At 49.0% G+C, this 24,195-nt stretch carries 18 protein-coding genes; 11 read left to right on the forward strand and 7 right to left on the reverse strand.

The window, feature by feature from the left end; genetic code table 11:
- Positions 1 to 67: 67 nt before the first annotated feature.
- Positions 68 to 1,261: a glycine C-acetyltransferase gene (gene kbl, locus DC20_RS06100; protein ID WP_062543012.1), complete on the reverse strand. Its 1,194-nt coding sequence runs from the start codon at positions 1,259 to 1,261 to the stop codon at positions 68 to 70.
- A 210-nt stretch (positions 1,262 to 1,471) separates the two neighbouring features.
- Between kbl and DC20_RS06105 the strand changes: the two genes are divergently transcribed.
- From DC20_RS06105 to DC20_RS06125, 5 genes are all read left to right on the forward strand, one after another.
- Positions 1,472 to 2,434, forward strand: coding sequence for an NAD-dependent epimerase/dehydratase family protein (locus tag DC20_RS06105; protein ID WP_062543013.1), 963 nt, complete (start codon positions 1,472 to 1,474; stop codon positions 2,432 to 2,434).
- Positions 2,435 to 2,683: 249 nt separating this feature from the next.
- The gene (locus DC20_RS06110) at positions 2,684 to 3,340 is read left to right on the forward strand and encodes a hypothetical protein (RefSeq protein WP_062543014.1); all 657 of its coding nucleotides are present in this window, start codon (positions 2,684 to 2,686) and stop codon (positions 3,338 to 3,340) included.
- 256 nt (positions 3,341 to 3,596) lie between these two features.
- Positions 3,597 to 4,325 (forward strand): DUF3891 family protein, encoded by a 729-nt coding sequence (locus tag DC20_RS06115; protein WP_062543015.1) that lies wholly within the window; start codon positions 3,597 to 3,599, stop codon positions 4,323 to 4,325.
- Between the two features lie 158 nt (positions 4,326 to 4,483).
- Positions 4,484 to 4,816 (forward strand): thioredoxin family protein, encoded by a 333-nt coding sequence (locus tag DC20_RS06120; protein ID WP_245652307.1) that lies wholly within the window; start codon positions 4,484 to 4,486, stop codon positions 4,814 to 4,816.
- A gap of 132 nt (positions 4,817 to 4,948) precedes the next feature.
- On the forward strand, positions 4,949 to 6,331 hold the full coding sequence (locus DC20_RS06125; RefSeq protein WP_169788166.1) for a DUF4403 family protein: 1,383 nt from the start codon (positions 4,949 to 4,951) through the stop codon (positions 6,329 to 6,331).
- 166 nt (positions 6,332 to 6,497) lie between these two features.
- On the opposite strand, the gene DC20_RS06130 is transcribed toward DC20_RS06125, so the two are convergent.
- Positions 6,498 to 7,262: a hypothetical protein gene (locus tag DC20_RS06130; RefSeq protein ID WP_062543017.1), complete on the reverse strand. Its 765-nt coding sequence runs from the start codon at positions 7,260 to 7,262 to the stop codon at positions 6,498 to 6,500.
- A 154-nt stretch (positions 7,263 to 7,416) separates the two neighbouring features.
- On the opposite strand from DC20_RS06130, the gene DC20_RS06135 reads away from it, so the two are divergent.
- The 6 genes from DC20_RS06135 to DC20_RS06160 all read left to right on the forward strand — a co-directional run bounded on the left by DC20_RS06135 (position 7,417) and on the right by DC20_RS06160 (position 14,294).
- Positions 7,417 to 8,385 (forward strand): YihY/virulence factor BrkB family protein, encoded by a 969-nt coding sequence (locus DC20_RS06135; RefSeq protein ID WP_062543018.1) that lies wholly within the window; start codon positions 7,417 to 7,419, stop codon positions 8,383 to 8,385.
- A 417-nt stretch (positions 8,386 to 8,802) separates the two neighbouring features.
- Positions 8,803 to 9,492 carry a hypothetical protein gene (locus DC20_RS06140; RefSeq protein ID WP_062543019.1) on the forward strand — a complete coding sequence of 230 codons (690 nt, stop codon included), beginning with the start codon at positions 8,803 to 8,805 and terminating at the stop codon, positions 9,490 to 9,492.
- Positions 9,493 to 9,637: 145 nt separating this feature from the next.
- Positions 9,638 to 10,312, forward strand: coding sequence for a tRNA (5-methylaminomethyl-2-thiouridine)(34)-methyltransferase MnmD (gene mnmD, locus DC20_RS06145; RefSeq protein WP_062543020.1), 675 nt, complete (start codon positions 9,638 to 9,640; stop codon positions 10,310 to 10,312).
- Positions 10,313 to 10,510: 198 nt separating this feature from the next.
- A complete protein-coding gene (locus DC20_RS06150; RefSeq protein WP_062543021.1) occupies positions 10,511 to 13,018 on the forward strand; it encodes a S9 family peptidase in 2,508 nt (835 codons plus the stop codon).
- Between the two features lie 232 nt (positions 13,019 to 13,250).
- The gene (locus DC20_RS06155) at positions 13,251 to 13,841 is read left to right on the forward strand and encodes a hypothetical protein (protein WP_062543022.1); all 591 of its coding nucleotides are present in this window, start codon (positions 13,251 to 13,253) and stop codon (positions 13,839 to 13,841) included.
- A gap of 69 nt (positions 13,842 to 13,910) precedes the next feature.
- On the forward strand, positions 13,911 to 14,294 hold the full coding sequence (locus DC20_RS06160; protein WP_062543023.1) for an SRPBCC domain-containing protein: 384 nt from the start codon (positions 13,911 to 13,913) through the stop codon (positions 14,292 to 14,294).
- 96 nt (positions 14,295 to 14,390) lie between these two features.
- Here the strand turns inward: DC20_RS06160 and DC20_RS06165 are convergent, their stop codons facing one another.
- From DC20_RS06165 to rimO, 5 genes are all read right to left on the reverse strand, one after another.
- Complete coding sequence (locus DC20_RS06165) at positions 14,391 to 15,809, reverse strand: SusD/RagB family nutrient-binding outer membrane lipoprotein (RefSeq protein ID WP_062543024.1); 1,419 nt, start codon at positions 15,807 to 15,809, stop codon at positions 14,391 to 14,393.
- 11 nt (positions 15,810 to 15,820) lie between these two features.
- Positions 15,821 to 19,045: a SusC/RagA family TonB-linked outer membrane protein gene (locus tag DC20_RS06170; RefSeq protein ID WP_062543025.1), complete on the reverse strand. Its 3,225-nt coding sequence runs from the start codon at positions 19,043 to 19,045 to the stop codon at positions 15,821 to 15,823.
- 713 nt (positions 19,046 to 19,758) lie between these two features.
- Complete coding sequence (locus DC20_RS06175; protein ID WP_062543026.1) at positions 19,759 to 20,367, reverse strand: 5-formyltetrahydrofolate cyclo-ligase; 609 nt, start codon at positions 20,365 to 20,367, stop codon at positions 19,759 to 19,761.
- A 1-nt stretch (position 20,368) separates the two neighbouring features.
- Positions 20,369 to 21,925, reverse strand: a complete 1,557-nt coding sequence (gene bshC, locus DC20_RS06180) for a bacillithiol biosynthesis cysteine-adding enzyme BshC (protein ID WP_062543027.1) — start codon at positions 21,923 to 21,925, stop codon at positions 20,369 to 20,371.
- Positions 21,926 to 22,638: 713 nt separating this feature from the next.
- Positions 22,639 to 23,997: a 30S ribosomal protein S12 methylthiotransferase RimO gene (gene rimO, locus DC20_RS06185; RefSeq protein ID WP_062543028.1), complete on the reverse strand. Its 1,359-nt coding sequence runs from the start codon at positions 23,995 to 23,997 to the stop codon at positions 22,639 to 22,641.
- Positions 23,998 to 24,195: the final 198 nt, after the last annotated feature.

Consider the following 24,195-nt stretch of genomic DNA (forward strand, 5'->3'; position numbering starts at 1 on the left):
AAACGCCTGCCATTTGTAATTGCAGGCGTTTTTTGCTCAATTTCTAGATAATAAGTGCCAAAAGCATTTACCCCTTTAAAACCCCTAATTCTCTGCCCACTTCTGTGAAGGCTTGGATGGCTTGGTCTAAATGTTCCTGGGTATGATCCGCGGAAAGTTGTACCCTTATACGGGCTGCGCCTTTGGCTACCACTGGGTAATAGAAGCCAATTACGTAAATGCCTCTTTCCAGCATTCTGGCCGCAAACTCCTGCGCTAGTTGGGCTTCATAGAGCATAACCGGCACAATAGGGTGCACTCCCGGACGAATGTCAAAACCAGCCGCGGTCATCTTCTCTCTGAAGTATTTAGTATTCCACTCCAAACGGTCGCGCAGTTCTGTGGTTGAACTCAGCAAGTCCAGAACAGCTAAGGAACCACCTACAATGCCCGGAGCCAGGGAGTTAGAGAACAGGTACGGACGTGAACGCTGCCGCAGCATGTCAATAATCTCTTTGCGGCCGGTCGTGAAACCACCCATGGCACCGCCCAAAGCCTTGCCCAAGGTTCCGGTGATGATATCCACGCGGCCCATCACGTTGTGGTACTCATGCGTACCGCGGCCAGTCTTGCCAATAAATCCGCTGGAGTGTGATTCATCTACCAACACCAACGCTTTATATTGATCAGCCAGGTCACAGATTTTGTCCAGCTGCGCAATTGTGCCGTCCATGGAGAAAGAACCATCTGTGACAATGATGCGGTGCTTCGCGCCCTGGGCTTCCTGCAGTTTAGCTTCCAGGTCGGCCATGTTGTTGTGCTCGTAGCGGAAGCGCTGCGCCTTGCACAACCTGATGCCGTCAATGATAGAAGCGTGGTTCAGGGCATCAGAGATAATGGCAGATTGTTCATCAAACAAAGGCTCAAACACACCGCCGTTGGCATCAAAAGCAGCCGCGTACAGAATGGTGTCTTCCGTGCCTAAGAACTCAGCTAGTTTTTGTTCCAGCTGTTTGTGAATATCTTGGGTACCGCAGATGAACCGTACGGAGCTCATGCCGTAGCCGTGGGTGTCCAGGGTGCGTTTGGCGGCTTCCAGCACGGCAGGGTGCGAGGAAAGGCCCAGGTAGTTGTTCGCACAGAAGTTCAGGACCTCGCCAGATTGCTGGGTTTGGATCTCGGCGTGCTGGGGCGTGGTGATGATTCGTTCGCTTTTATATAAGCCGTTGGCCTTAATATCGGCTAACTGCTGTTCTAAATCTGGTTTTAAGGTTTCGTACATATCAGATAGATAAAGTTGATACTTTGTAAGATCTGGCGTGGTTTAGGCTTCTTTTACCGGAAATACCTCCTAAACGAGAAGAGGTAGGAATTGGTCTTGTTTCTGCCCGAGCCACGCATTGTATTTTCAAAGATACAAAACCTCTCCACTCCCCAATGCTTTTTGGAGCCACTTGAATAACGTACATTTGTTTTCCTATTCAGCACCTGCATGACAAAACAAAAAAATGCCATTCTAGTGATAGGCGCCTGCGGACAGTTGGGCTCTGAACTCACCCTTGAATTGAGGAAAATCTACGGCGATGCAAATGTGGTGGCCGCTGATATCCAATATCCTAAACAGGCCGATTTGCGCGAGAGCGGGCCATTTGAGATAGTAGACGTACTCACCCCGCAACACCTTACAGAGCTGGCGTCGCGGTACAAATTCAAGCAGATTTACCACCTGGCCGCCATCCTTTCCGCCACCGGCGAAAAGAACCCTAAATTTGCCTGGCGCCTGAACATGGACGGTTTGTTCAACGTCCTGGACTTCGCGCTGGAGCAGAAAGTGGAGAAAGTGTACTGGCCTTCGTCCATCGCGGTCTTCGGCCCTAACTCGCCCCGCCAAAACACTCCACAAGACACCATCATGGACCCCAACACCGTGTACGGCATCAGCAAGCAGGCCGGCGAGCGGTGGTGCGAGTACTACTTCAACAAATATGGGTTAGATGTGCGCAGCCTCAGGTACCCGGGCCTTATTGGCTACAAAGCCCTGCCTGGCGGCGGCACCACAGATTATGCCGTCGATATTTACCACCAGGCCTTGGCGTTGGGCACGTACAAATGTTTCTTAAGCGAGAACACCCGTCTGCCTATGATGTACATGCCAGATGCGCTCAAGGCCACCATTGACCTCATGCACGCGCCCGCTGAACAAGTGAAGGTACGGTCTTCCTATAACTTGGCGGCCATGAGTTTCACCCCGCAGGAGATTGCGGCCAGTATCCAGCGGCACTACCCAGATTTCACCATTACCTACGACCCAGACAGCCGCCAGCAGATAGCAGATTCCTGGCCACAGAGCATCAATGACAGCGCTGCCCGCCAGGACTGGGGCTGGAACCCGCAGTATGACCTGCACACCATGACCGATGACATGCTCCGGCACCTGAAACGGATCAACAACTAATCAGACAAAGCGAAACACCTTACCAAGATCTATTGAAAGAAGTCCCTCCCGGCTAAAACCGGGAGGGACTTCTTTTTTGTCCTATTTTCCAGAAATCAGGTTGAAAGCAAACCAGCGCCAAAATTTTATCTTCTTCACTTTTAACAGCTTGCTTTAGAAACGTGCTTCCTGCTGCGGTTTGGCTACCACAAATACATTCTGCTTCCTTAATATTGCCCCTCTATATACCTTTTATTAATTCTTAAAAACATGTTTCAAAAATTTCTCTTTGCCGCCACTTGCTGCCTTTCGTTAGGTTTCGTCGCTGCGGCCCAGGACATTAAACCTGCTGCTGGTGACGTAACCGCCGAGGTTCAGTTAAATTTAACCGAAGGCAGCACCGTTGGACTGGGAGCAAGCCAGTTGCGCGGTCGTTACTTCCTGAGCCCTACCACGGCTGTTAGAACGTCTTTCTCGCTGCAGGTGCAGAATGACGATTTCAATGATGATTACAACCGCACCTCCACCCGCATAGAGTTTGCCCCTGGCATCGAAAAGCACTTTGCTGGTACTGAACGCCTTTCTCCTTATGTAGGGGGCGAGATCAGATTCTCTAAGCTTTTTGCTAGCGAGGAAAACCCAAATGCTGACATAGAAGGTGCCTGGAGCAACAACGGAAACAACTTCAACATCACTAACCGCAACTACTTTGGTTTAGGATTGGGTGTTGTAGCCGGTGCTGATTATTACTTTGCCAAGCACGTGTACCTGGGTGTTGAGTTCGGATTGGGCTTTCAATACATAACTGAAGGCGATGTGGAAGTAAACCCGTCTAACGGGTCTTCCAGAACGTTTGACGGTGAGGCCGGAAGCTTTTACTTTGGTCCTAGCGTGACCAGCGGTCTGCGTCTAGGCTTTGTGTTCTAGTCCCCACATAATACCTTTTACAGCCCGGCATTGATTCCAGTGCCGGGCTTTTTATGCTCATTTTCTAAAAAGAGCATATAAAAGGCTTCTAAGCAGAAACGGTACAGGAGATAGTTATCCTTCTATGGTGTTTTCAGTACGTTTTCAGAAAAACTCAGTAAAAACCACAAAGCTTATTTTGCGCATACACCGTACAATCTTTCGTTGCTTACGCCAGCCCAAACTGGCGTAAGCAACAATGGCTTAAAGACGCGCTATGATTGTAAATCCGCATGAAAAAGGTTGGGAGATCATCTACCAGCAGGCACACGCCCTGTTGGCGTCAGAGATAGCCTTTGCGTGGCAGGCCGAGAAACGCCCACTCCATTTCATGCAGACCCTGGCCGCCATCGCGCAGCATGATGATGGGCAGCGGGACTTGACCGGCCGCTACGCCCTTACTCCCGCCGGGGCACCAGCCAATTTCACCCAATTACCTTTTTGCCTGGAACAGGCGCAGCAGGTCTTGAAGGAGGCAAACTTCCAGGGCCGGTGGCGAAGCCTGCTCACTAGCATGCACCTCTCCTTTTTATATGAGGAATTGCGCGGCCAGAAAAAACTATGGGATGACTTTCTGGATGAACAACTCGCCTCCCAGAAAAAGTGGCGGCAAGGCTTGAAAGTCAGCAAAGCCCAGGCCCAATATGCTTATGACTTCATGCAGTGGTGCGACCGCTTTTCCCTCATCCTCTGCCGGAATGAACTACCTGAAATGGAACGGGCACTGGAAATCAGCAATGGGCCAGATCAAATCCGGTATGAAGTTACGCTCCTGAAAACCGGAACGGTTAGAGTATCCCCGTGGCCTTTCCAGGAGAAACAATTTACGTTAAGCGTGGAGTCCCGCTGCCTCACCCAACTGCAGTTTTCCTCAGACCAAGAACTGGGGCAGGCGCTGGGGCAAGCGGCAATTTGCAAAAAAGAGTGGGTGCTGGAAAAGGAGTAAATACCTTAGACCCGGCAGGTTAAGTGCAATCAAAACCACTATTTGTGGTTTCTAAATCATTTCTTCTCCCTGCGTAGTACTATTTGAACAAAAGCATAGTTTTTCAACTTATGTCTGTTTATCCTCGTTATCTGTAGTTCAGACCAATATTATCCAACATGATGGCTATCCAGACCTCCTCTGATAAAGAATTAAGAAACATTATTTTCCAACGGGAGCGGGTAATTGTGAAGTTTATAGATGAAGACTGCCTTATCTGCAAGGCACTGGCTCCTTCTTTCAAGACGTTTTCTGAAGATCCTACTTATAAAGAGGTCACTTTCCTGCAAATGGAAGCCTCTGAAAACCCTGTTTCCAGCAAGGAAGTGAAGCTTACGGGCACTCCGTTCTTTGCCATTTACTTCAGGGGCACCTTACGTGACTGCGCCCTGCTTTCTTCTGAGGCAGAGGTTAAGAAATTCCTTGACCGGTTAGTTGCCTGCAAAGAGTAGCCGTTTTAGAGCTGTTTACTCAAAAGGGCCTTCAAACTACCTCCTGCCTTTAAAAAGGATTATTAACTTTACGGCATGCTAAGGCGGCGCTTTCTCTTCTTCTTTCTTTTTGTGGTAGGCCTCTTTTCTCATATGGCCTGCCAAAAGTCAACCACCCTCACAGATACGACAGGTAATGAGGCAAAAGTGGCAGCCCCGCCCCTGCCAGAACTCCAACTTTCTACCATTACGTTGCCGGTTTCTATTCCGGTGAAGGTGCTGGAGGACCGCCTGAACCAGGAACTCACGGGCGTTTTGTACCAGGACAACAACCTGGAAGACGATGAACTTATGGTCAAAGTCACCAAGTTGGGCGCCATTAACCTGCGTACTGAGTTCAGCAAGCTGTACATGGAAGTTCCTCTCAGAATCTGGGCCAAAGGCCGATGGCAGTGGAACGCCTGCGAGTTGTGCAAAAAGATTCAGAAAACAGAAGAAACCGAATTTGAGGTAACCGTACGTACCGAGAGCCGGATGCAAATCCTGCCCGGGTACACTTTAAAAAGCTATACGACCGGAGATTTCTCCTGGGGTGCACGCAAGCCTACTCTCTCATTAGGTCCTTTAAACATCAACCTGGCTCCCTTTATTGAATCCAGACTCAAAGCCCAACTCAACCCCATGCTCCTGCTCCTGGATCAGGAATTGCAGAAGCGTATTCCGCTGCAGACGTATCTGGGGCAGGCATGGCAACAGCTTCAGGCACCGGTTCAGTTGAGCACGCAATACAATACCTGGCTTTCCATTGTACCACAGGCCGTGCGGCTGGCCCCTTTGGAGCTTCAACAAGATCAACTGAGCCTGCAGATTGGGATTGATGCGTTTGTCAACGTAGTCTCAGGGCAGAAACCTGCTTTGGCCAAAGCGGCTACCTTGCCCAACTTCATTCCATCGCGCAACCTTCCGCCGCAGGCGCAACTCAATGTGGCCAGCGACATCTCTTATGAGTACCTCACCCAGGTGCTCCAGCAGGAAGTTAAAAACAAGTCGTTCAGTTTTGAAGAAGGCAGGCACCAACTTACGGTGCATGATGTAGCCCTCAGCGGGAAAGGCACTCAGCTTCTCCTGAATTTAAATGTGAGCGGGGCTACTAAAGCGGCGTTCCTCACGAAGAAGTTCCAGGGCAATGTGCGGTTACAGGCCACGCCCTACTATGACGCGGCCTCCCAAAGCATTAAAGTAAGAGAACTGGAGTACACTATCCAGACCCGGGACCAACTGGTGAACACGGCGCAATGGCTTTTGCAGAACAGATTCAGAGCGCAAATGGAAAAGGAAATGACGTTCCCGGTGAAAGCTCAGCTCGCCAACATCAGAACCTCGCTAAACCAAGGTCTTAAGGAAAACTACCTACAGGATAAAGTTCTCCTGCAGGGTGCTAACTTCTCCCTTGAACCAGATACCCTTTACGTGACACCCTCTGGGGTACGCACGCACTTCCTGGCCTCCGGCAAACTCACGCTTTCTTTCCAATGAGTGAATGGAAGATTGCGTGAATGAGTGAATGCTAACTTAATAGAATTGTTGAGTGATTGCAGATGGCCTCTATAGGAGTGCGGCCATCTGCTTGCAGAAAATATTATATTTTCTAGCTAAATTCTGAAAAGCGCAGCAGAAGCAATCCATTCACTCACTCACTCACTCACTTAATCTGGCTTCTGTTAATTGGGGTAGAGCTGTTGAACAGTTCAGGCGCTACCGAGGCAGGGGCGGCTATGTCCCGGATGTTCAGGCGATCTGCTGTATCTGTGCTGCGGCCCGAAGAGAGCATGATGTCTCCGTAGCGTTGATAGTTTGTCCAGGGGCGGGTGAAAGCGGGCTTTTCATCGGTGAATTTGGCAAAGTAGTTCCATTCTGTGATTAAGCGGCTCTGCTTGTCCACGGCCAGCAGGTATTTGTTGTCTGGTGTGACGCCCACTTTGTTGAAGGTCATTTGCAGGATGTCGGCAGAGGCGCCGGCTTGGGTTTTTCCCTCTCCTACGTACGTCAAGGTAACGCCTGCGTCCTGCAGTTTGTAAGGCATGATAAACCAGTAGGAATTGTTGGCCCAGGTGGGGTACATGCGCCGAAGCTGCGGATTGGCTTTGGTCGTGTCGGTGACCTGGGTTCCGCGTAGAAACACCTTGCCTTGCTTTGTATCCAGGTTACTGATCACCACCAGAGAGTCGCCCCTTTCGTATCGCAGATCGTTCGTTTTCTTGTCCCAGAGGTGGTACTGGTTATTAAAGGTCCAGGCCAGGTAGCGGGTATTGTCCCAAGCTTTTTTGCCACCCAAGGCTTGCATCACTTCCTGCGCAATGGCCGCAGCCTTGGCATCGGCCGAACCTTGGGCTGCCGGGGCGCTGGTTTGGCACTTCATAGACAACAGACTGCAACTCAACAGAAACAGGATCAGGAACGCTCTCATAGAACAAGGACTGGTATATACCTCCAAAGGTACAAAAATAGACCTGATTTCATGCTTTCCTGGCCAGAACTCTTTCTTTAACGAGCAGTTCTACATCAACAATTGCTTACATCTTCCCGTAGGTTCATGTAATCACTACCTGACTTAAACGCGAATGGCTAAGTATACAGCAAGAGGCATTTTTGCTATTCTAACAAATTCCGCCTCGGAGTTCATGAAAAACAACTCCCTACGGTTGGCGGCGGCCCTTTCCTATAACACTATTTTCTCTTTACCCCCGCTGCTGTTTATTGTGGTGCGCTCTGCTAGTTTCTTTTTTGGCGAGAAAGCAGTCACCGGGCAGTTGGACACTCAGATCAGCAGTTTGGTAGGAAGAGAGGCCGCCACCGAGATAGAGTCCATGATGGCGAAACTGCACTTGGAAGGCCCTAGCCCGCTGGCTACCTGGATAGGGATAGGAACGTTGGTTTTTGCCAGCACCACCATTTTTGTGACTCTGCAGGAGTCTTTGAATAATGTCTGGAACCTAAAAACCAAAGCTAAAAACGGCATCCTGAAGCTGATAATGGATCGGGTGCTTTCCTTCGGGATGATTTTGAGCATTTCTTTTCTGCTGCTGGTGAGTTTGGTGGTAAGTGCTGCCATTGGAGTTCTCACAGACTATCTGCAACGCCTGCTACCGGGAATAGCCGTTATTTTCATCTACCTGCTGGATGTGATCGTTTCCATGGGGCTCATCACGCTACTTTTCGCCTTGATCTTCAAATACCTGCCAGACGCTATTATTCGCTGGCGTGATGTGTGGGTAGGTGCCGCGGCAACGGCCTTCCTGTTCTTGTTGGGAAAATACCTGATTGGCTGGTACCTGGGCCAAAGTGATTTTGACAGCTCCTATGGAGCTGCCGGCTCCTTGGTCATCCTGCTTTCCTGGGTGTATTATTCTTCGCTTATTATCTTCTTCGGGGCAGAAGTCACCCAGGAATTTGCCGATACTTACGGACAGACGGTGACCCCCAACCACAACTCTGTAAGAATTGAAGTACGGGAAATACCTCATGAAGAATCAGTAGATGCGCAGGCATCTGGCCGTCCGCCTTCACAGGGCCGTTTCAGAAAACCTTAGTCTCTTTTAAAGGTAATTTCTAAAAATCTGCCCCAAAACAAAAGTTAGTTCTGGCATACCTGAATTGTACAAAAGCATTGATATAGCGGCTGAGGTGATAAACTGGTTATAACCCATTTTGTTACCTCAGCCGCTTTTTGCGTCTGCCACAGCCTTAAAATGATTTAAAATTCACAGGCCAATAATTAGAAGACCCTTATCTACTTATAAACAAAGAAAAACCAAGTGATAGCAAAAAAGCTTCTTCAGAGCAAACACTATTTGCCAGAAAATTTATTTTAATTATAAGAAATATTATGTAACTTATAATTCGCTACCCGTGGGGTATCCATAAGGATACCAGTCTTAATAAAATATAAAAATCTGTGTCTTCTACGTAGCTTTGCAGAGTGGTTTACCGTATACAGCATACCAATCTTGCAAAACTCTTCTTTTATTTCTGAAACTGGTATGCGGCGGCTGATCGTGCTTTTATTTTTGCTCCCTCTTTGGGCGTATGGTGGCTGTCAAGAAAAACAGGAACCTGATACTCCGCAGGTGGCAGCTGTGGGCGCAAGGCCTAAGAGCACCGGCACTAAACGGGTATATCAACCTAATTACAACAACACTGCCAGTATTAAGGCCTTCTACCAACGGGTAGAAATGCTTTCTGAAGAACACCCAGAGGTAACTAAGGCCTCAGCGTTCATCAACAACCCTTTCCTGCCCGTAGCAGAGCCAGTATTAAAGCATTATACAGAGCAAGTGCGTACTGCATGCAAGATTGTGAAAGACACCGTCACAAACCTGCATAACGCCCGCTACATTGATACGCTCGTTATGCTCAACTTTGACTCCAGTACGGTGGAGTTGTACTACCCTATCTACACCAAGCGCTTCCTGCTGTCTTACGCTGACATTAAAAGCCCCAATCTAGCGTTGAAAAACGGCATCAAAGTAGGTATGTCCCGGCAAGACCTTTTAGAGAAGCTACAGGGCTACAAACTTTTCATAAAGGAGCAGAAGAACGTGATTGAAGTTTGTGACTGGGAACGTAACTCGTGGCTCAGGTTTAACCTGTCTAAAGGTAAGATCAGCGGTATACAGTACGAAGGGTATATTGACTAAGAGTTATTGATTTCTTTTCAAAAAAGGGGCGCTAAACGCCTTTCTTTCACCTAACCATAGATTAAAACAGAGGTCTACTTCACGGTAGCGCCACCTCTGTCTTTGCCTGTTTCTGATTCTTGATTCATACCTCTACCTTTGCTGTATGAATCTTGAAGTAAGGCAAACCAAAGACGGCTCCACTACCCTATTTGTCCCAGAGTTGAACGAGCATTACCACTCGGTACACGGGGCGCTGCAGGAGTCTTTGCACGTGTTCATCAAAATGGGCTTACAGGCTGCTCTGGAACGCTTGACTACGGTGCGCCTGCTGGAGGTGGGCTTCGGTACCGGTTTGAATGCCCTACTCACCTTGCAGCATGTCCTCGCCTCCGGCGCTGATGTGTACTACGACACCCTGGAGAAGTTCCCGCTTACGCCCGAGGTGGTAGCCCAACTGCAGTTTGACAAGTTCATCCTCAACCCTGAGTTGCTTGACTTCTTCAAGCCCCTTCACGATGCCCCGTGGGAGCAACCCGTTTCCATTTCCCCTCATTTCACCCTTCGTAAGCTGGAAACGGATTTGGAAGCCTTTGCTCCTGCCCCGGAAAGCTATGACCTCATCTACTTTGATGCCTTCGCCCCGGAGAAACAACCTCATTTGTGGACTGACGCCATCTTCCAAAAGATGTATGATTGCCTGGCTCCTGGCGGCACACTGGTCACCTACTGCGCCAAAGGAAGCTTCAAACGCAGCCTGAAAGCCGCCGGCTTTACCGTGGAAGCGCTGCCTGGCCCACCCGGCAAAAGGGAGATGACACGGGGGGTGAAATCTTTGTAACGCCTTTTAGGGCTGTTTTCAGCAAAAGAAGATAAAAGCGTCTCGTCCATCTGATTCTACAAAGGGGGAATTTTCCCAGGTGAAAGTAAACGCTTTATAAAGAAGTGAAAAGCGTAGATCAGCCTTCCTAATTCCATTAACAACAACCCTAAGTTTCGTATCTTCAAGCTTCCAAAACACACAAACAAAACCTCTTACATGAGAATTCTTTACTTTCTGGCTGCCTTTCTGTTGGTAAGCCTGGGAGGACAGGCGCAAACTACGTCGCCCACGAAAGCCAATTACCGGCTGGCCTCCCGTTTCTCCCCTAAAAAACTAGAAAAGCTTATTTTCACCACCAGCCTTGATCCGCATTGGTTAAAGCATACAGACCGGTTCTGGTACATGTATGAGACCACCAACGGCAAGAACTGGTACATTGTAGATCCGGCTAAGAAATCAAAGCAAGCCATCTTCAACACAGATCAACTGGCCGCCGACATTACCCTGGTGGTACGCGACCCGTTTGATGCGCAGCAACTTCCACTGGAGAACCTTAAGTTTACTGAAGACGAGAAGAACGTGCAGTTTGAGGTGAAAAGCACCATTGACCAGGTAAAGAAAGACCGCGTTGATAAAAAGGCCGCCGACTCACTGGAGAAGAAGGTCTTTTACTTCCAGTACAACCTGGCTACCCGTAAACTCACCGAACTAAAGGAGTTCAACAAGCCGAAGCGTAAACCTACCTGGGCCTCTATCTCACCAGACCAGAAGTTTGTGGTGTTCGCCAAGGAGCACAACCTCTATTGGATGGACCGCGCCAACTACGAGAAAGCCCTTAAGAACGAGAAAGACTCTACCATTGTAGAAACTAAATTCACCACTGATGGTGTGGAGCACTACACGTACGGTGATACCAACGGGGAAACCAACGTGGAGCGGGAGAAAAACAAGAAGAACCGCAAGCCCGCTTTCATCATGTGGTCGCCGGACTCTAAGCACTTCATCATGACCCGCACCGATGCTCGCAAGGTGAAAGACCTGTGGGTGTTGCACAACACCGCTGCTGGACGTCCGGCGCTGGAAACTTACAAGTACCAGATGCCTGGCGAGAAAGAGGCTCCTATCAGAGAGTTGCTGCTGTTTAACTTAGCTGACAAAACAGCTAAGAAAATTAACGCCACCGCCTTCAAAGACCAGGAAATCTCTGTGTGGCCGGCTCCCGCCAAGCAAAGCTCCCGTGATGATGAGTTCCGCGCTAACCTTTGGCACGGGGACAACAACACCATCTACTTCACCCGCACCAGCCGTGACCTGAAAAGAATTGACGTGTTGTCAATAGATGTTCCATCAGGGACTGTGAAACCATTGATTGACGAGCGTTTCAACACGTACGTGGAGGTAAGCCGCGTAGGCCTGGTGAACGGCGGCAACGAATTGATCCACTGGTCTGAGCGTGACGGTTGGGCGCATTTCTATCTGTATGACCGTAACGGTAAACTGAAAAACCAAATTACCAAGGGCGCTTTCCACTGCGAAGAGATTGTAGGCATTGATGACAAAGCCCGTGTGCTTTATTTCACCGCCAACGGCCGAGAAGCCAAGGAAGATCCTTACTACCTGCACCTGTACCGCGTGAACTTTGACGGTTCTGGCCTGAAGCTGTTGAACCCCGGCAACTTTGACCACCAGTCCAGCATGAACGACAGCCGCACGTTCTTTGTGAATACCTCGTCGCGCGTGAACACCGTGCCTAAATCGGTGCTGTATAACAGCAACGGCAAGAAAGTAATGGACCTGGAAACCGCTGATTTGTCTAGCTTAATGGCTGCCGGTTACAAATTCCCTGAGCCATTTAAAGTGAAAGCGGATGACGGTGTGACCGATCTATACGGTGTCATGTACAAACCTTTTGACTTTGACTCTACCAAGAAATACCCCATCATAGAGTACATCTATCCGGGCCCACAAACTGAAGCCGTGAACAAAGCCTTCGGCCGGAGCATGGACCGTATGGACCGGTTGGCGCAAATGGGCTTCATTGTGATCACCGTTGGTAACCGTGGTGGTCACCCGGCCCGCTCCAAGTGGTACCACACCTACGGCTACGGCAACCTGCGCGACTACGGCCTAGCCGATAAGAAAGCCACCGTGGAGCAACTGGCAGACAGACATGACTTCATTGATATTGACAGAGTAGGCATTACCGGCCACTCTGGTGGAGGGTTCATGTCTACGGCTGCCATGTTGGTGTACCCAGACTTTTTTAAAGTGGCGGTTTCTGGCGCTGGTAACCACGAGAACAACATTTACAACCGCTGGTGGTCTGAGAAACACCACGGCGTAAAAGAGGTGATCACCGCCAAAGGCGATACCACCTTCCAGTACTCCATTGACAAGAACCCAGATTTGGCTAAGAACCTGAAAGGACACTTGCTGCTTACTCATGGTGACGTAGACAACAACGTGCACCCGGCCAACACCATCAGAATGGCAGACGCCCTGATCAAAGCCAACAAACGGTTTGACCTGGTAATCATGCCTGGCCAACGCCACGGCTACGGTGATATGACAGAGTACTCTTTCTGGATGACCGCTGACTACTTCTCTAAACACCTGCTAGGTGACTTCTCCCAAACCGTAGACATCACGGAGATCAACAAAGAAACCGAGCAGAACAACAAGAAGCCTCAGGGCCGCACCGCCACTCCTGAAGACGAAGAATAGATATTCTGTTATAGTTGTAAATCAAAAGCCGCAGTCATTCACCTGACTGCGGCTTTTTTTCATGCCTCTATCATGATACAGCGTCCAGCATTGTTCTTCGCTTCTATTTATGACCTCTTCTTCAGAAAACAAGCCCAAAAGCCCATTCAAGTTTGGCTGAAATTTCTCTGTGTGCAACCTCTTCCCTCTTTCGGTCAATTCTTTTATATATTCTTTTCCGTATACAGCGTCTATGAAGAAACTTCTGCCCTGTTTGTGGCTTTCTCTGCTCTTTTGTGTATCCTGCTCCAGAGACAATACCGCCCAGTATGAGACCAATCCTTCGGTAGAAGCGGTGATAGATGCGCCACCTGCCGTTTCTTTTAGCAGCTTCGTTTCTGAACTGCCCGTCTTGTCTTTGCCTTTTAAAGCTACCTGCTCGTTTGAGTATGTTTTGGGCCCCAGGTTAGACACCACGGCTGCCAGCGCCTACTTAAAACCGCACGAGCTTCCTTATCGCCGGCTTGCCATCAGTGGGAATGTAAGCGCCCTGCTCCTGCTCTTCCCCGCCGATGAGACGGTACCCAGAATCAGGACGTACAATCAGAAAGGAGTTCAACTGGACGAGCAGAACCTTAAAGTCAATCCTTGCGGCGAGGAGCCCGGGTTCAAGCACAGCGAACAGTACACCATCCAGAAAGACTTCACCATTGTCCACCTGGACAGCACCACCCGTTGGAAGTTTGATGCCGAATACAATGAAATACCCAATACCAGAAAGCTGACCGTTACCCGCAAACGATTCAAAATATCGCCCACGGGCGACATCACAGAAATAAAGTAGAAGCAGAAAGCACCAGCCTAACTGTACCCATTTTACCTTCTCTCTAACACCTCTACCACTACTATTATTATGAAAGAATTCAAGAAGTATTACCTCCTGCCGGCTACCCCAGAGGAAGTATATATAGCCCTCACCAACCCCATCACCATGGAAATCTGGACCGGTGAACCTGCCGAAATGTCTACAGAACCTGGTACTGAGTTCTCACTTTGGGGAGACAGCATTGTGGGTAAGAACCTGGAGTTTGAGGAAAACAAAAAGATAGTGCAGCAGTGGTATTTTGAAGGTGAACCCGAAGACTCCATTGTCACCATCAAGCTACACCCGCACAAGCAGGGCTGCTCCATGGAGGTCAAACAAACCAACATTCCAGACGAAGCTTATACAGATATCACCGAAGGCTGGGACGAAAGTTACGCCGGCGCTTTGCTGGCCTTTTTTGAAGAACAGTAGCAAACTACCCAGGAACGGGTCACCCTGCTTTGGAGGGTTTCTACAAAAAAGGCCGGTAAACAACCGGCCTTTTCTATTTATATGTGTTTGGGAAAATTAGTCTACATCCCACCAAACTTTCCCGTACAGAGTGTCTCCTCCATTCAAACGCTGCACTGCGGCGCTGTAGCCGGTGGCGTTCAGGAAAGACTCATCTGACGGGTACATCTGTCTTGTGGGCACGTTGTTTCCGCCCGAAGGAATCAGGTTGTTTGGATAACCCGTTCTCCTCCACTCCGCCCAGCCTTCATAGCCGTGCATGAACAGGTGGATCCAACGTTGGGTCCCAATCTGCTGCAGGGCATTGGCTGGGTCATAGGCTATTCCGGGCTTCGTTAACAGTGTATTGGCATTGGCCGTAGCAGCGGCAGTGGTCACCGTAGGGCTTACCGTCCATTGAATCACCGAGTTGCGTACGGCTGCTTCGTAGTTGGTTTTCGCTTCAACGTCTCCGCCCGGGATCCAGCCTAGTTTAGCAGCTTCCGCTCTCGCAAACAGGGCCTGCGGATAGGTCACCAGGTAGATGGTGGCGTTTTGCGCGTAGATGGCGGTTCCTAACAACGAGTAACCCGCCACGTTAGGCATTCCGACCGTGGTACCAAACGGCAAACCAATATAGTCCCCCGAAGTTCTTGTTGGCTGTCCGAAGACAGGTAACCTTGGGTCAGCCACTGGTTTCAGGTAGTCTACCAACGTTTTGGTCAAGGCCCACCACTCACGGCCTCTGTTCACTTCCCCGTACCAGTAGTTTTGGTTGTTTGCATCGGCTAGGTGTCTAAACACGAAGCTATCTGCATTGCTGGCCATGATGCCATCTGTTAAGGCCGCGTTGAACTCCGTTCTTCCTTTGTTAGGGTCTACTTTGGAAATGCGTAGGGCCATCAACAACCTGATGGTGTTGGCCAGCTTCTTCCACTTGGTCATGTCACCGTTGTAGATGATGTCATTGGTGACATTGCCGGGCACAATCTGGTCATTGGCTTCTTTCAACAGCACGAACAAGCTGTTGTAGATAGACTCTTGCGTGTCATATTTAGGAGTGAACCCTTTGTTACCTTTTAAAGCTTCGGTGTATGGTACATCGCCCCATCTATCTGTGATATGCCAGAAATAATACGCTTTCAGAATTTTGGCAACAGCCAATTGGTTTACAACCGGGCCCTGGAGAGCACTTAAGTCCTTTGAATTAAGCGCCTCTTCAATGTTCATCAATGGTCCCTGGTATAAGCCATAAAAGCTAGTACCTCCAGTAGGGTAAAGCGAAGCCGTTGGGTACTGGGTCTCGGCCAGGTACTGCGCCATGAACTCGCCCTGCGGTGAAGAACTTAATCCCGGAAGAGATAGCATGGCATTGGCCAACAGCTGCATGCCAGATGCCGTGCTGGGTGAGTTTGGCGTGATGTTGAGATCTTCATCAAAATTGTTGCAACTCCCCAGAAGCAGCCCCGCCAAAAGAATGATATATAACTTCTTCATTGTGATTCAGATTAAAAAGTGATGTTAAGATTAACCCCATAAGAACGCACCGTAGGCAACTGACCTGACTCATACCAGCTAATGGCCTGGCCGCCGGAGGAGAGTTCTGCAGGATCTAATCCCTTAGGCGCTTTCTGCCATAGTTGGGCTACGTTACGGGAGATGAGCGCCAGCCCAACTCTTTCAAAAGGAAGCTTGCCCAGCATTGCTTTGTCCAGCGTGTAGCCAATGCGAACCTCTCTCAGTTTCACGTAAGAGGCATCATATAACCAATCATCATAAATACGTCTGGCTACAGTTCCGTAGTAGGTTTGAGGGTTCACATAAAGGGTTACTTCCTGACCGGCCTTAGGCGTTCCTGGGCCATAGATGCCGTTTACTTTCACACCGCCGCCTTCAGAAACGGGGTCGCGTACGTTCTTGCCGTTGTCATTCAGCGCAGCGGTCTCTGCCGCCTGACCGGTTCTCATGGCCAGCATCTTAGATCTGCTGAAGAACTGTCCGCCCACCTGGTAATCAATCATGGCAGACACATCAAACTTCCATAAACGCACTGAATTCTGGAAACCACCCGTGAAATCTGGAAGCACGCTTCCAAAATTGTGGGTAGCTGCCGTAAAAAGAGGAATTCCGCTGGCATTCAACAGGATTTTACCGGTAGCCTCATCGCGCTGGTAGGTCTGGCCCACCAATGCTCCAAATTCCTGCCCAACATACGAGTTCAAATAACTGGTAGTGGCAGAGTAGGTAGTGGAGTAGTGGTTGTACACATTGATGCCCGGCGCTAGTTCTACCACTTTGCTTCTGTTTCTGGCAATGTTGAAGGTAGAGTTCCAAGTGATAAAGCTCTTATCTATGGGTGTACCTGACAAAGCCAGCTCAAACCCTTTGTTCTCAATTAATCCGGCGTTAATAGTAGTGGAAGCATACCCGCTGGTACCAGAGACCTGCAGCGGAATGATCTGGTTCACGTTCTTCTGACGGTAGAAGGTCATATCCAACCCTAACCGGTTCTGGAAGAACTTCAGGTCCATACCCGCTTCATACGAATGGGCGAAAGACGGTTCAATCAATGGGTTGTTCAGGTTATCTGGTACGGCCAGTGTGTTCACATTGGTAGTACCAGCGTAAACGGTTCCTACGTTGTAGAAGGAAGTAGTTTGGTATGGAGCAAGATCAGAACCGGCCTGGGCGTAACTCACTCTCAGTTTACCTAAAGAAAGCGGGTTCCAGTCCAATAACTCGCTGAATACGAAAGACCCAGAAAGAGACGGATAATAGTAAGAATTATTCTCTGGCGGCAAGGCCGAGGAGTTATCGTTTCTCAAAGAGGCATCAAGGAAGTAGGTGTCTTTGTACCCCAGTGACACCATGGCGTAGGCACTGCGCACTTCTTTTCTATGCAAGTAAGAAGAGGTAGCCGGGCGGTCAATGGAGGCGTCAATGTTGTAGAAGCCCGGCGCTGAAAGACCACCTACGGTAGCCATGCTCAAGTAGGTGTATCGGTCGGTGAACAGGTTAGCTCCTAAGTTGGCATTGATAGAGAACTCACCCCACTCTTTGTCAAACTGGGCCAGGAACTCATAGTTCATCTGTTGCCCTTGGTACTTCCCTACGGAATAGGCAGGCACTGCTTCTTGTCCGCCAAAGCTAATTCTGGATTCAATGTTCTGGGTGTACATATCACCGCGCACAAAACCACTCAGTTTTAAAACGGGCAGCACCTGGTATGTAACTCCAATATCTCCGAATAGGCGGTCTCTGCTATCATCTATCGGGTTTTCATAGGCTTCAAAGAAAGGGTTGTTCCAGTAAAGCGCTTTAAAGTTGGTCACCACCCCGGCGTTAGCCCCAGTTAACGGCACGGCTCTCAGGTTCCACTGCAGAAAGCTTCCGTCTTCATAGCGGTAGTTCCGCATGCGGTTCATGTCCACGCTCCGCTGGAACCACTGGTTGGTGTAGCGGGCGCCAAACTCAGAACCTTGGGTTGGCCGACGGGCGTTGTTGGTGGCAATGTTGAGGTTGGTAGAGACGTTCAGTTTCTTGCTGATGTCAATGCCGGCGCTTACCCCCACGTTGTTTCTTCTCAGGAAGGTGTTAGGCTCTACGCCTTCAATTCTGGTGTCATTGAAGCTTAACCGGAAGTTGGTGTTCTCCCCGCCGCCAGAGATTGTAACGCCATTGTTCAGGTTAGAACCGGTCTCATAGTAGTCTCTGATGTTATCTGGGTGCGGCAAAAAAGGCGTCTCTTTCCCAAAATCAGGGTCCTGGGGGTAGAAGCTGTAGAACTGCCGTACCGGGGTCCCGTCCATTTTAGGCCCCCAGCTTTCGTCCACCTCTAATTGCACCACTTTCTGGCCATTGGGCAACGTATTCCAAGTTTGCTTAGAGCCACCACCGTAGATATTCTGCAAGGGCATAAAGTTGCCCGTCTTCTCAATAGAATAAGCAGAGTTCAGCTGAACCGTTACTTTCTTAGCACCTTTCGCGCCTTTTTTGGTGGTAATCATTATCACCCCATACTGCCCGCGAATACCATACAAAGCCGAAGCAGCCGGACCTTTTAACACGTTGATCGACTCAATGTCTTCCGGGTTGATGTCCTGGCCCAGGTTCCCGAAATCTGCTCCTGCGTCTCCGGCAAAGTTGGTGTTGGCAATAGGCGTACCATCCACTACCAGCAAAGGAGGGCTTGAACCGTTGATGGAGTTCACGCCCCTGATCACCAGCTTTTGAGTTCCGCCCATGCTGGCACCGGAAGAACCTGTTACCTGCACCCCCGCTACTTTACCAGCCAGAGAGCCTAACACGTTCTGTTCTTTGGTAAAGGTCAGGTTCTCTCCTTTCACTTCCTGGGTTGCATATCCTAAAGACCGCTCACTGCGCTGAATACCCAAGGCCGTCACCACTACCTCATCTAAGGACTTGGCATCTGGATCCAAAGAAATAGCATAAGCGCTTTGGCTCCCTACTGGCACTTCTTTGGCCAGGTACCCCAGGTAGCTCACCACCAAAACGGGGGCAGCACCGCTAGTACTGTTAGAAACATTTAATCTGAAGTTTCCATCTGCATCTGTGGAGATCCCGTTCGTGGTTCCTTTGACCACTACGCTAACGCCTGGCAAGGCGGTGCCATCGTCTGAGGCGGTTACCTTGCCGGTGATTTCTCGTTGCTGCGCAAAGGCCATGCTCAGCGAAGAAAGAAGCACCAGTAAGAGAAGTAAAGTTTTTTTCATGCTTTGATAAGATTTAGGGGTTAGATGATAGATAATGAAGGGGTTAAAAGAGGGATGTCAAATTTCTTAGTTGATTATATTCAAAAAATTAAATATCTCCTAAAAACAGACTAATAATTCTTAACATTCTTTTAACCTTATAAAACTTCTATAAAAACATCTACCAGAATAGAAGCTCTTTTGCTAAAAATATAATTCTGACACTTTGAGACGCATCCGCTCTTTAAGTCAAGGCTTGAGAACTGAGAACTTAATTCTATTAAGTGATACTGCTTCTGTTAATAGATTCGAACTCTCCTTTTAAGCCCATTTTTCTAAAAACTGACCTAAAAGAGAGATTCCAGCTAACTCAATGCAAACAGAAAATATGACCTTATGGAAGGCAGTATTTGTAGAGTTCGGATAAAGAGGCGCCTCTTAATGAAAGAGATCTTACCCTACCCCGTAGGGAGCGTGGACGTTTTTTGCTTAAATGCTGTTAGTAAACCAAGAATGCTCGTGGCTTATATCAGAGGAAAAGCCGGAAAGAGAGTGAGCGTGTGCAAATGTTCTGACACAAAGTAATTCAAGGAACAGCTCACGTTTATGCTTGCTGCTTAAAAAGGGTCATTCTGAACAATAACCGAACTGAGAGGATCTCCTACTTGAAGAAAATGCTTTCTTCCTAGGCATAGATTTACGCCATTCCTCTTTATTCATTCAAGAGGACACCATTACTGATTGCCAGAAGCATCTGTGTGAGGCTTTGCAACTGGAAACCTGTAAACCTTTGTGGGAGTGACTACCGCATCAAGAGGTAAATCATGAGGATGCACGTCATCAATAATCTCAACCGGAGGCTCCAGAGAAAGCCCCACTTTTATGGTTGTTTTAGGCAAAAGAGAAAGAAAACGATCATAGAAACCTTTGCCGTAACCAGCTCGGTGGCCTTTCAGATCAAAGGCTAGCAACGGCACCAAGGCCAAATCAATCTCAGCCTCCGGAATGGGCAGCGCATTGATAGGTTCGGGAATGCCCCATCTACCTTCCATAAACCGAGTTTCAGGAAAAATCAGGAAGTGAGACATAGAAATGTCCTCGGCATGAGAGATGGGAACGGCCACCTGCACCTGCAACTGCCACAAATGTTGCACAATAGGCCAGGTGTTGATTTCCTGCTGTTGCTTAATGGGCAAAAACGTATGCACCGTTTGACCCGGTCTAAGGTCGAATTGGGAGAAGAATAGGTCTGCAATTTTGTAACTGCAGGCTTCCATCTCCTCAGGCGCAATTTCCCGGCGGCGGCGCAAGTATTCTCTCCGAAGATCTGCTTTCAAGGCCATCTTATTCTTCCTGAAGAACGGTGAAACAATACGCAAAAGGCTCAAAGGCTGCCACTAATTCCTTTATAAAGTTCGGGTTATTGGTCTGGTAGGTAAGCAGGTTGTCTACACGCTCCTGCAAAACACCCGTAGGGAACAGCTTCTCCTTTAAATTAGCCAACTGGTTATAAGCAGTGTCGTTTTTGCTTTCCACGGCCTTGTTCAGTTTCTTCTCCAATATCTGCAGGCTGTTCTGGGCTTTCTGGGACTCGGCTCCCACCGCTTTCACCAGAGTAGGGTCAATGGACTGGGCCAAAGCTTCTACCTGCTGGAAGGCTTCCTCCAACGCAGCACGCTGGGATTCTAAACTTACTTCTTTCTGGTTCAGGAGTTCAGCCAGGCGCTTTTTCAGGCTTGGCAGTTCCAAGAACATTTCTTCTATAGTGAGGCACAACTTCTCCATGCGCTGGGCATTGGCTTTGGTAACATACATGGCAGAGTTACGCAACATTACCGCTGGGTACGGTACCCCGAAGGCCTCAAACATGTCCTTTAACTGGAACCAGTACGCCACCTCAGCTCCCCCGCCAATATAGGCCAGGTTAGGCAACACCATTTCCTGGTACAAAGGTCGAAGCACTACGTTCGGGCTGAACTTCTCAGGTTGCTCTTCCACCAACTGCAGCATCTGCTCCTTTGTAAAAACCAGTTCTGTGTTGAGCACTTTGTAGGTGTCTCCTTCCTGCACAATGCGCTCCCGCAGGTTGTTGTCCAAGTAAAACAGGTTAATTTCCCGCACCATGACCTGCGGTTTGTAATGTTTTTCCAGGGCAGCATTGGTCTCGGTAACGGCTGAATATCCCACCTGCTCTGTTAGTTCTTTCAAAATAACAGGGCTGAAGATGCGTTTCAGGGCAGGATTGTCTCCGTCTACACAGACTACCCCGTATTCACCAAACAAGCCGTTCACTATGTGGCGCATGGCCTCAGCCAAGGTAGCACTTTCTGTGTACGCCTGCTCAAACAGCGGATAGCTTTCAGGCATCTCGTCCAAAAGCTCGTTCAGACCATCGGTAGAGAACCTGCCTACGGCTCCTTTTGCATCACTCTCCCAGGTGTATTTCTTCCCGAAAAGGGTGAAATGGTTTACCTCGGCAAAGTCATGGTCTTCGGTGGCCATCCAGTACACCGGCACAAACTTCTGGTCTGGATAGGCCTTCTGCAGTTCCTGCGCTGACTTGATGGCTGTTACTATCTTATAAATAAAGTAAAGCGGACCTGTAAAAAGATTTAACTGGTGCCCTGTGGTAATGGTAAAGGTCTGCTCATGGGCTAGCGTTAAAATATTTGCCTGCACTGCCTCTGACGCTTCTACGCCATGGTACTGGCGGTTTAGTTCGTCTACCAACACCTGACGCTGTTCCGCAGGGAAATGACGCTCTTTGATGAGGGTTGAAAAAGAGCTGATTTGGGGAAAATGAGCGTAAAACGGCTGGAGTTTGGCATCTTTTTGCAGATAATCCAGCACAAGAGAGGAAAAGGCACCGGTGGCGCTATAGTCAATACAGGAAACTTTCATAGCTGAGGTAGGGCGGCATTGAGCACGCTTACCGTGCAAAGGTAAAATCTATTTTTAGAATAATACCCGTAGTACGTTTCTATGTAGGTGATGGATGGTGTCTTGCAGGAAACCTTTTGCTAAAGTTTCTGCATCATGCCTTTCTTTTTCAAGCGTTCTGCTTTTCTTAGGCTGCTCCCTTGTAAATTCCGCTGCATCGGTGAGTGCAGGTACGGCTCTTTTCATTGTTGCCGCTAAGCGCTCACGGCCGCGAGGCCCCGTCTTCCCCTCTCGCACTGCCCTTTCGGCCTGGGCTGTCTGTACCTCTTAGCTAAAGTCTATCTATGGCCAAAAGCGAGGCGCTCAAGAGAAAGACTGGAACAGGTGAAAGTAGAAATGGGTATTTTCCTCTCAATCTATCTCCATGGTTCAAGTCTGCGACTTGGACCTATCTTGACTTGAAGTTTGCAACTTCAGTGGGGCGATAGCCCCAATAGGGATATTGCCAGAACATCTAAACACTTTCTAAGCAGGGCATATCCCGTCTATCCACGCAATACCGCCAAATGAAACTACCGCTTAGTGTCCTAAGGTCCTACGAGTGTCTACGCCATCTGCCATTGATTGCTGAAAACAAATAGGTCCCACAGGGTAAAACTTGCGGGACCTATTAATATGGTATCACTCTGTTTTAGAGTTGTTTTCTAATTTAGAGTTGTTTTCTAAAAAACAGTCTATAAATGAAGAGAGGAAGATTCTTTCTCTGCGGGAGCGTAGTTGTTGGTAACTACTTCGCCGTAAAGGTCGAAGTCTGAGGAATCAGTGATTTTTACGTTAGCGAAGTCTCCTAAGCGTACGTAGGTGCTATCGGCTGGTACCAGAACCTCGTTGTCTACTTCCGGGGAATCGTACTGAGTACGTCCCACAAAGTAGCCACTCTCTTTACGGTCGAACAATACTTTATAGGTGTTGCCTACTTTCTCTTCGTTCATCTCCATGGAAATACCTTGCTGCAGCTCCATAATGGCATCGGCACGCTCTTGCTTCACCTCATCCGGCACATTGTCTTCCAAAGTGTGCGAGTGTGTGTTTTCTTCGTGTGAGTACGTGAAGATGCCCAAACGGTCAAAACGGGTTTCCTCCACCCAGCAGTACATTTCCTCAAAGTCCTGCTGTGTTTCACCAGGGTGACCAGCAATTAAGGTAGTGCGTAAAGCGATGTTCGGTACGCGCTGACGGATGGTGTCCACCAGCTCCAGCGTACGGCGCTTGGAGATACCGCGGCGCATGGTTTTGAGCATGTTGTCTGAGATGTGCTGCAATGGCATGTCTAGGTACTTGCAGATGTTCTCGCGCTCTACCATCACGTCCAGGGCATCCATCGGGAACTGGCTTGGGTAGGCGTACTGCATTCTGATCCACTCAATGCCATTCACGTCTGAGAGACGCTGTAACAGCTCGGCTAGTTTGCGCTCACCGTAGTGCTGCAAACCGTAATACGTCAAGTCTTGGGCAATTAAAATAAGTTCTTTGGTGCCCATATTGGCCAGACGGGTGGCTTCCTTCACCAAACTGTCTATAGGACGATCTACGTGCTTGCCACGCATTAAAGGAATAGCGCAAAATGAACAAGGACGGTTACAGCCCTCAGCAATCTTGAAGTAAGCGTAATGCTTTGGCGTGGTGATCAGACGCTCGCCAATGAGTTCGTGCTTGTAATCAGCCTCCAGGGTTTTCAGCAACTGAGGCAACTCCAGGGTTCCGAAGTAGGCATCTACCTGCGGGATCTCCGCCTCCAAAGAGTCTTTGTAGCGCTGAGAAAGGCAACCGGTTACGTAAAGTTTATCAATAGCGCCCGCTTCTTTGGCATCGGCGTAGCGCAGAATGGTATCAATGGATTCCTGCTTGGCATTGTCAATGAAGCCGCAGGTATTCACAATAATAATGTTAGCGTCGTCTTTCTCTGAGTCGTGCACCACCTGGCGATCATTGGCTTTCAATTGGCCCATGAGCACCTCAGAGTCTACCAGGTTTTTGGAGCAACCCAGTGTGATAACGTTGTATTTGTCTTGTTTAAGGGATCTTACTTTCACGTGCCTGTCTTAGGTAATCTGTGTTATGGTAGGCAACAACCAAAGCGGGGCGTTTGGTTTACTTTGCGCCTTATATTTCTGGTTCAAGTATTCAACCTGGACCTATCATGATCTGAATTTTCAATTTCAGCGTGGCATCAGCCTCTTAGTTCTTATTTCTTAGATCAAGCAAGTTGAAAACTTGTGACAAAGGTGGCT

Source organism: Rufibacter tibetensis (assembly GCF_001310085.1).
Lineage (GTDB): Bacteria > Bacteroidota > Bacteroidia > Cytophagales > Hymenobacteraceae > Nibribacter > Nibribacter tibetensis.

Excerpts from the sequence above, each read along its gene's own strand:
- kbl (WP_062543012.1), bottom strand. The coding sequence starts at position 1,261 with ATGTACGAAACCTTAAAACCAGATTTAGAACAGCAGTTAGCCGATATT.
- DC20_RS06105 (WP_062543013.1), top strand. The coding sequence starts at position 1,472 with ATGACAAAACAAAAAAATGCCATTCTAGTGATAGGCGCCTGCGGACAG.
- DC20_RS06110 (WP_062543014.1), top strand. The coding sequence starts at position 2,684 with ATGTTTCAAAAATTTCTCTTTGCCGCCACTTGCTGCCTTTCGTTAGGT.
- DC20_RS06115 (WP_062543015.1), top strand. The coding sequence starts at position 3,597 with ATGATTGTAAATCCGCATGAAAAAGGTTGGGAGATCATCTACCAGCAG.
- DC20_RS06120 (WP_245652307.1), top strand. The coding sequence starts at position 4,484 with ATGATGGCTATCCAGACCTCCTCTGATAAAGAATTAAGAAACATTATT.
- DC20_RS06125 (WP_169788166.1), top strand. The coding sequence starts at position 4,949 with ATGGCCTGCCAAAAGTCAACCACCCTCACAGATACGACAGGTAATGAG.
- DC20_RS06130 (WP_062543017.1), bottom strand. The coding sequence starts at position 7,262 with ATGAGAGCGTTCCTGATCCTGTTTCTGTTGAGTTGCAGTCTGTTGTCT.
- DC20_RS06135 (WP_062543018.1), top strand. The coding sequence starts at position 7,417 with ATGGCTAAGTATACAGCAAGAGGCATTTTTGCTATTCTAACAAATTCC.
- mnmD (WP_062543020.1), top strand. The coding sequence starts at position 9,638 with ATGAATCTTGAAGTAAGGCAAACCAAAGACGGCTCCACTACCCTATTT.
- DC20_RS06150 (WP_062543021.1), top strand. The coding sequence starts at position 10,511 with ATGAGAATTCTTTACTTTCTGGCTGCCTTTCTGTTGGTAAGCCTGGGA.
- DC20_RS06155 (WP_062543022.1), top strand. The coding sequence starts at position 13,251 with ATGAAGAAACTTCTGCCCTGTTTGTGGCTTTCTCTGCTCTTTTGTGTA.
- DC20_RS06160 (WP_062543023.1), top strand. The coding sequence starts at position 13,911 with ATGAAAGAATTCAAGAAGTATTACCTCCTGCCGGCTACCCCAGAGGAA.
- DC20_RS06165 (WP_062543024.1), bottom strand. The coding sequence starts at position 15,809 with ATGAAGAAGTTATATATCATTCTTTTGGCGGGGCTGCTTCTGGGGAGT.
- DC20_RS06170 (WP_062543025.1), bottom strand. The coding sequence starts at position 19,045 with ATGAAAAAAACTTTACTTCTCTTACTGGTGCTTCTTTCTTCGCTGAGC.
- DC20_RS06175 (WP_062543026.1), bottom strand. The coding sequence starts at position 20,367 with ATGGCCTTGAAAGCAGATCTTCGGAGAGAATACTTGCGCCGCCGCCGG.
- bshC (WP_062543027.1), bottom strand. The coding sequence starts at position 21,925 with ATGAAAGTTTCCTGTATTGACTATAGCGCCACCGGTGCCTTTTCCTCT.